Source organism: Mitsuaria sp. TWR114 (assembly GCF_007997345.1).
In genome coordinates, this window is sequence record NZ_VOSR01000838.1 from 1 (window position 1) to 2,291 (window position 2,291).

The 2,291-nt window shown below is 70.6% G+C and carries 2 protein-coding genes; both read right to left on the bottom strand.

All coding sequences use genetic code 11. The annotated features are described in order from the left end of the window. The coding region (gene vgrG, locus FUT87_RS24750) for a type VI secretion system tip protein VgrG (protein WP_147242715.1) at positions 1 to 1,611 on the bottom strand (1,611 nt) is incomplete at its 3' end. 1 nt (position 1,612) lies between these two features. Beyond that, the coding region (locus tag FUT87_RS29390) for a peptidoglycan-binding protein (protein WP_186830746.1) at positions 1,613 to 2,291 on the bottom strand (679 nt) is incomplete at its 5' end.

Sequence of the window (2,291 nt, forward strand, 5' to 3'; positions counted from 1 at the left end):
CTGCGCGGTGACGGTGATGTCCTTGGGGCTGTCCAGCGCGATGCCGCCGGGCTTGAGCTCGACGGTGTTGCCGTTCTGGTCCTCGAGCCGGATGGACTTGTCCTTGTCGCTGAGCACGATGCGGTTGTTGGCCGGCGTGGCGACGGTGATGACCTGGTCCTTCTCGTCGAACTCCAGCTTGTGGCCGCAGCGCGTGACGAAGGCCTTGGTGTCGTTGGGCGCGGCCAGCGCGTAGGGCGGCGTGCGGCCGCTGCTGTAGAGGCTGCCCAGCACGACCGGGTGCGAGGGGTCGCCGGCGAAGTAGCCCAGCACCACCTCGTCGCCGACCTCGGGCAGGAAGAAGGCGCCGAAGCCGCTGCTGGCGTGGCCCTGCAGCAGCCGGGCCCAGACGCCCTCGGTCTCGGCCTGCAGCACCGGCACCTTGACCTGGATGCGGGGCTCGCCGGTGGGGTCGCCGTCGAGCTTGAGCACCACGCCGACTTGCAGGCCGGGCACCGGCGGCAGCAGGCCCGCCGCCGGCTGTGCCGGCACGTCGGGCCGCGCGCTGAACCAGTCGGGATCGAGGCCGAACTCGGCCTCGGTGGTCCAGGCGCCGTCCTCGATGTGGTGGCGCAGCCCGGTGACGAAGACAGTGCCGCTGAAGCGGGCGCCGACGCCCTGCAGCGCGATCAGCCCGCCGACGCGCGCCTTGGCGCTGCCCTGGAACTTCAAGTGACCGCGCATCCGCGCCAGGCCGGACTTGACCTGCTGCGCCTTCGCCCACTGGGTCAGCATGTCCTTGGACTGCGGCGCGCCGGCCTGCAGCCGGAAGCTCTCCAGGCCGATGACGGCCGACAGCGTCGTACTGTCCAGGTCGCCCTGCGCCGGCAGCGTGGCGGGATCGGCGGCGCTGCCTTCGAGCGCGGCCTGCGCCTTCGGGTCCCAGGAGACCGCCATCGCGCTGCCGTACTGGTGGCGCGCGTCGACGTCGCCCTCGAAGTCGATCAGGTCCATGCCGTAGGTGACCGCCAGGGCCGGTTCGCCCTCGGCCGCGGGCGCGGTCACCGCCAGCGCGCCATCGGTGGCGATCACCAGCAGGCCGTTGGCGTCGGCCCGCGTCAGCAGGAAGTCCCAGTCGCTGCAGAAGTGCTGCACCAGCTCCGGATGGGTGACGGTGGTGGCGTCGACCTGGGCCGACAGGCCGTGCGCGCCGGCCAGCGTGCTCATGATGTCGCTGTCGAGCTGGTCGATGTAGTTGGCGTTGCGGCGGCCGATGGTCATCTTCACCGCCGCGTCGCGGCAGTCCACGACCAGGCGCGCGTCGTTGTCGCCCTGCACGCGCAGCCCGTGGCGCACGACCAGGCCTTCGAAGATCGTGTCCTCCTGCTGGCCGTAGCCGGCCCGGATCGTCAGCCGGGCGCCGGGCTTGAAGTGCGCGGAGTCGCTGAGCGGGAAGTCGCGGTCCGGCATGTCGCCGTCGTTGAACACCAGCCGCGCCGACGGCACGGTGTTGGCCGCGCGCCGGATGGTCACGGACATCAGGTCGGCGCTGGCCTCCAGCCGCTGCCCGTTGGCGAGCACGGCCAGGGTGACGACGCCGACGGTGTCCTGGTTGGGGGAGACGCCGGGCATGTCACTTCTCCATCGGCGGGAACCGCAGCACGGTGCCCGGCGGGATGTTGCGGAAGTCGGTCAGGCCGTTGAAGCGGGCGACCTTCATGAAGACCGAGGGATCGCCGTAGATGCGCTCGCAGACCTGGCCGATCGATTCGTTGCCGTACATCCGCACGGTGCGCGTCTGCTCGGAGGTGCTGGCGCGCTGGGTGACGCGGCGTTCCTCCTCCTTGCTCATCGCGCCGACGAAGCTCAGGTCCACCTTGGCCCGCAGCGGGTCGCCGCCGGGCTTGAACAGGGTGTACTGCGCCTTCAGCGATTCCAGCCGGCCGAAGAAGATCAGCGTGCCCCACAGCACCCGCACGTAGGGCGGCTCGCTGCGCAGGTCCACGTATTCGTAGACCACCTTGCTCAGCTGCGCCAGCTGGCCCTTCACGTCGGGCGGCTGGCCGGGCACTGGCGGCACGACGCCGGTGCCGTCCAGCACGATGTTGAAGGCGACGCGCTCGTCGTCCATCGTGCTGAACTTGGGCTCGACGCCGGACGAGCCCTGCGCCTTGGTCTTGTCGTAGCGGATGCCGAAGCTGTGGCTGAACTCGGCCGGGTTGATCTGCGCCTGGAAGCTGGTGGCCTTGTCCAGCTGGACCGTGCCGGTGCGGCTCAGGCTGTAGCGGGTGAGCAGCAGCCGGGTGAGCTCG